5 protein-coding genes are annotated in these 4,970 nt (G+C 55.9%); 3 read left to right on the forward strand and 2 right to left on the reverse strand.

Translation table 11 applies throughout. From position 1 onward, the window contains the following. Positions 1-465: TetR family transcriptional regulator (locus ACXRVY_RS16905; RefSeq protein WP_458237809.1), on the reverse strand; the 465-nt coding region annotated here is incomplete at its 3' end. Positions 466-637: 172 nt separating this feature from the next. Further along, entirely contained in the window at positions 638-1,108 is a 471-nt protein-coding gene (locus ACXRVY_RS16910) for a hypothetical protein (RefSeq protein ID WP_223462555.1), read from the reverse strand. Between the two features lie 387 nt (positions 1,109-1,495). Between ACXRVY_RS16910 and ACXRVY_RS16915 the strand changes: the two genes are divergently transcribed. The 3 genes from ACXRVY_RS16915 to ACXRVY_RS16925 form a co-directional block, all read left to right on the forward strand. Beyond that, positions 1,496-3,571: an AsmA family protein gene (locus ACXRVY_RS16915; protein ID WP_458237810.1), complete on the forward strand. Its 2,076-nt coding sequence runs from the start codon at positions 1,496-1,498 to the stop codon at positions 3,569-3,571. A 236-nt stretch (positions 3,572-3,807) separates the two neighbouring features. Next, positions 3,808-4,587 (forward strand): hypothetical protein, encoded by a 780-nt coding sequence (locus tag ACXRVY_RS16920; RefSeq protein ID WP_223462557.1) that lies wholly within the window; start codon positions 3,808-3,810, stop codon positions 4,585-4,587. Between the two features lie 64 nt (positions 4,588-4,651). Continuing rightward, a partial coding sequence (locus tag ACXRVY_RS16925; RefSeq protein ID WP_458237811.1) for a hypothetical protein occupies positions 4,652-4,970 on the forward strand: 319 nt, incomplete at its 3' end.

The raw sequence follows: 4,970 nt of genomic DNA on the forward strand, positions 1-4,970 counted from the left end.
GTCTTCACGCAAACGGCCGATGGCCTGGCGCACCGGCAGCGAACCGCCGTATTGCTCACGGGCGAGAAACAGGAAGTCTTCACGCAAACGGCCGATGGCCTGGCGCACCGGCAGCGAACCGCCGTATTGCTCACGGGCGAGAAACAGGAACTGCGAGCGGTTGGCGCTGACCACGTCGAGAAAGATCCGCACCGAGGCATCGATGATGCCGCCCATCACGAATTCGTTGTGTCGTACCAGGCGAATGGTTTCGCGGAATGTCTGGCCGACTTCGCTGACCAGCACCAGGCCCAGTTCATCCATATCGGCAAAATGGCGGTAGAAACCGGTCGGTACGATGCCGGCGGTTTTCGCTACTTCACGCAGGCTCAGGCTGCCGAATCCTCGGCCTCCATCCATCAGATGCCGGGCAGCATCCATCAGAGCGTTACGGGTTTGTTGTTTCTGTTCGGCGCGGGGCAGCATCGCAAGGGTGTTTTCTGGACAGGGACGCGGCGCACTCTAGCAAATCAGCTTTGCCGGCGTCGAACGACTGTGGAGGGATCAAGCAAGGAAGTGTGGCATCTATCAAGCGGACCGCTGAAAAGTCAAAAGCCCAATCCGGTGATTGGGCTTTTTTTCAGGGCGGCCATGGGGCTTAGCTCGCGGCGCTGTTGCGTTCGATCACACGGTCACCACCGCCTTCGGCGAGGGTTTGGCCTTGTGGGGTGCGATCCGAGCCGCCTTCAGCGAGGGTTTGACCTTGTGGCGTGCGATCGGAACCGTCGGCAGCCAGGGTTTGACCTTGTGGAGTACGATCCGAACCGTCTGCAGCCAAGGTCTGGCCTTGTGGGGTGCGTTCGGAACCATCGGCAGCCAGGGTCTGGCCTTGTGGGGTGCGTTCGGAACCATCGGCAGCCAGGGTCTGGCCTTGTGGAGTACGGTCCGAGCCATCCTGAGTGATCAGGCCTTTTTCTTTCAGGCGATCATTACCGCCTTCGGCGACGGTCTGGCTGAACACCGAGTGGTTCTGTTTCACTTGTGGCGTGGCCTGGTCAGCGGCTGGCAGGGCAAAAGCAGTGCTGGCCAGCATCGAGAGGGTAAGGCTAAGCAGTAGTTGGCGTTTCATGATTGTTTTGCTCCTCGGGAGGGCGAATAAGTGGGTACGAGAGCAATGCTACTCTCGATAAGTCGATATGAAAGTTCATAAACGCAATGGTAATAATCAACGGAATTGATTGTTTGCTGCAGAGGCTCTAGGCCGGGCGTCTCCGGCAAGTTGTTTTGCACCGATGTGGGTATTTTCGACCCACCTTTGGCATGCAAAAGTGCAGGGCCGGTAACGCCGAATGACTGATGGGTCAGTATTGGACTGGGCGAAATCGGCGAAATCGGTCTATCGATTAAACCTGCCGGTTTTTTTTCAGTCGTAGACTTCATGGCGTGCCGCTTGCGGCTCACCGTTTTACATGTGCGTCGCAGTCGGGACGCTCAGTCGTATCAGGAGCCCTGTGCAATGACGCGCACTCAAAAAACGTTTGTCTGGACCCTTTCCACTTTCCTTGCCTTGTTGATGGTGCTGGTGTTGGTCATCGTGTTCTTCGACTGGAACCGGATCAAACCGCCGCTCAACGCCAAAGTTTCCGAAGAGCTGCACCGCGCTTTTGCCATCAATGGCAATCTTTCGGTGGTATGGCGGCCCGAACCCGATGAAAGCGGCTGGCGCGCCTGGGTGCCGTGGCCCCATGTAGTGGCCGAGGACCTCAGCCTGGGCAACCCGGACTGGTCGAAGCAAYCGCAGATGGTCACCCTCAAGCGGGTAGAACTGCGTATTTCGCCCCTGGCGTTGCTGGCGCAGCGGGTGGTGATCCCGCGTATCGACCTCACCGAGCCGAATGCCGAGCTGCAACGCCTGGCTGACGGGCGCGCCAACTGGATCTTCAAATTCGACCCCAAAGACCCGAACGCCGAGCCTTCCAGCTGGGTGGTGGATATCGGCGCGATCGGCTTCGACAAGGGCCACGTGACCCTCGACGACCAGAACCTGAAGACTCAACTCGATGTGATGATCGATCCTTTGGGCAAGCCGGTTCCGTTCAGCGATATCGTCGGCGACAAAGCGGCGAAAGCGGCGCAGGAAAAGGGCTCGTCACCCCAGGATTATGCGTTTGCCCTCAAGGTCAACGGCCAGTACCACGGCCAGATACTCGCGGGCCAGGGCAAGATTGGCGGGCTGTTGGCGCTGCAGGACGCGGCACGGCCGTTTCCGCTTCAGGCACAGGTGAAGATCGCCGACTCCAGCGTCGAATTGGCCGGCACCCTGACCGACCCACTCAATCTCGGCGCCCTGGACCTGCGCCTGAAACTGGCCGGCACCAGCTTGGGCAACCTCTACCCGCTGACCGGCGTGACCCTGCCGGACACGCCACCCTATGCCACCGACGGCCACCTGATTGCCAGGTTGCACGAGGCCGGTGGCGCGGTGTTCCGCTACGAAGAATTCAACGGCAAGATCGGCGAAAGCGACATCCATGGCAATCTGACTTATGTGGCCAGCCAGCCACGGCCAAAACTCAGCGGTTCGTTGTTGTCCAATCAATTGCTGTTCGCTGACCTGGCGCCGCTGATTGGTGCAGACTCCAATGCCAAACAGAAGGCCCGTGGCGGTGACAGCAAACAACCGGCGGACAAAGTGCTGCCAGTCGAAGAGTTCAAGACTGATCGCTGGCGCGACATGGACGCCGATGTCGAGTTCACCGGCAAGCGCATCGTGCACAGCGAAAAACTGCCGTTCAACGACCTCTATACCCATTTGCTACTCACCGATGGCGTGCTCAGCCTCGAGCCGCTGCGCTTCGGCGTGGCCGGCGGCAAGCTGGATGCGCAGATCCGCCTGAACGGCCACACCGATCCACTGGAGGGCCAGGCCAGGCTCACGGCGCGGGGGTTCAAGCTCAAGCAGTTGTTCCCTGGCTTTGAGCCGATGAAAACCAGTTTTGGCGAACTCAACGGCGATGCTGATATCAGCGGGCGCGGCAATTCGGTGGCCAAGCTGCTGGGCAGTGCCAATGGCAGCCTGAAAATGCTGATCAACGATGGCGCCATCAGTCGCGAATTGATGGAGCTGGCGGGCCTGAATGTCGGCAACTATGTGGTCGGCAAGATCTTTGGCGACAAGGAAGTGAAGATCAACTGCGCAGCCGCCGACTTCGGCATCCAGTCCGGCCTGGCGAGTACCCGCTTGTTTGTATTCGACACCGAGAACGCCATCGTCTACATCGACGGTACCGCGAACATGGCGACCGAACAACTGGACCTGACCATCACCCCGGAATCCAAGGGTTGGCGCCTGATTTCATTGCGTTCGCCGCTGTATGTGCGCGGCAAATTCATCAAGCCCGATGCCGGGGTCAAGGCCGTGCCGTTGATGCTGCGCGGGGCCGGGATGGTGGCGCTGGGCGTGATCGCCGCACCGGCGGCAGGTTTACTGGCGCTGGTGGYGCCGAGCGGCGGTGAAGCGAACCAGTGCGCGCCGTTGCTGGAGCAGATGAAGGCGGGCAAGGCGCCGAAGACGGTAAAAGGGACAAACTAGTGTTCGCTTCGGCAATTTATATGGATTGTTATTAGTGTTGTAGGAGTTGCACTATTGGAAGGTGTTTGTTCAGGTTTTCGGGTCTTGTTTGTGTTTGCGAAAATGAACTAGGAGAACTTGGTAATAAAGTGTCATGCTCCGGTTGTAGATGTTATAGAGGGGATTGGGTAGCTTGGCGTTGTCAGTCAAGTGGCTGATTTCGAACTTGATAGCTAATTTACAATATGGAAGTTGATATGAGTATTCTATTGCCAAGTGTTGAAGAGAGTCAGTTGTTTTTTGAAAAATCGCAGATAGCACCTCTTGCCCAAACACCGCGTATTCGCGGTTTTTCCGCAATGAAAAAAGAAGGTGTCGATCAGCAGGATCTGCTGTTGGGTAACGAAACGCCTGCTGTGATCGGGTTTTCCGATAACCTTGATGAAGATAAAAAGCAGGCGGCGGCGGACAGTATTCATTTCGCCGAGCGTTATGCCACTACCTACTCGGACATCAAGGCGGCGCCCGTCGAATGGCACGCGAAATATAGTGAGGCCATGCGGCATTGTGGTTGGACACTGACCAGTAGCAAGTACAAGGACCATGTCAACAAACAGGTCAATGTCACAATGGACTCCATTGTCCTGGATATTATTACAGCGGTTGCCGGCAGGAATGCGCCTGCCATGTTGAAGTTGTTGCAAGGCGCTTTCGATAAAATCCAGTCGGAAGAATCGCTGGTAACTTTGTTTGATAACAATAGCAATAAAGGAAAAAATGCAGAGTTTCGGATTGTTCCGTGCCTGCAATCGGCAAAGGGCACCGCGATAACGGCGTACTTGGCTGTTGACTGTGAACTTGACACGCAGGAAGGTGGTGCCTGGTTCTGGAAGTGGAAACTGTCCAACTTGAAAATGAAAAAAGTGGCGACCATGGCGGAACTCGATATGCGTACGCACGAACGCAACCGAGAGCTCATCTATGAGGTACTTGATATGAGCTCTGAAGAATTCTTCCGTGGTGTCAAGCTTAAGTAAGGCTGTTGAGCCGGGTTGCTCAGGAAGCAACCCGCTTTGGCTATTGACTTGCGGAGTGATTGAAATGATCAAGGATGATGTTTGTCTGGTGGCGGGTAATTTGCTTTTGGTTGCCGATGGATTTTCGCAACAGTTACGCGAAGATCTGGTTAACTCCGTGCTTTTCTCTCAGTTGTATGCAAATTCGAAAGCTGGGAAGTTGGCGGGTGCTGAAAGCTGGTATGCGGAATGTGCCACTGCGATGGAAAAAGCTAAATGGCAACGTAGTGTCTATCAAAGCAAAGGTATTGAACCAAAAAATAATGAAAAGTTCGTAATGAAGGACTCTGTTGTAAGCCAGATGCTTTCTATTTTTGGCACGAATCAGGCCGAGAAGTTTAAGA

The sequence above is a fragment of the Pseudomonas sp. P5_A2_2 genome (genome assembly GCF_054177685.1).